Here is a 328-nt window from a genome sequence, read left to right as displayed (position 1 = left end):
ACGGCATTCGCCCCATAACGAATTTGATCCATAGCAGTGAGCGAGGACGTATCCTGCGCTAATATCGGCAAGAACCGATCGGCAGAAATTCGCGAGGCCGAAGCCGGCTGAAAAAGGGAGGTCACACAGATGATGATCCGCACGCTCTCCACCTTGGAATGCACGAAAATGCTGGCGGCAAACCGCACTGGACATCTGGCATGCGCGAAGGACGGACAACCCTATGTCGTGCCCTTCAACTACGCCTACGCCGACAGCCACCTCTACGCCTTTTCCCTGCTCGGCAAGAAGATCGACTGGATGCGGGAGAATCCCCTGGTGTGCGCGC

General features: G+C 57.3%; 1 protein-coding gene. It reads left to right on the top strand.

The window, feature by feature from the left end; translation table 11 throughout:
- Positions 1-129: 129 nt before the first annotated feature.
- Positions 130-328: pyridoxamine 5'-phosphate oxidase family protein (locus EN807_RS33760; RefSeq protein ID WP_189522691.1), on the top strand; the 199-nt coding region annotated here is incomplete at its 3' end.

The organism is Mesorhizobium sp. M5C.F.Ca.ET.164.01.1.1 (assembly GCF_004792125.1).
In the GTDB taxonomy this organism is placed as follows: domain Bacteria; phylum Pseudomonadota; class Alphaproteobacteria; order Rhizobiales; family Rhizobiaceae; genus Mesorhizobium; species Mesorhizobium wenxiniae.
This window is presented reverse-complemented; position numbering and strand designations above follow the sequence as displayed.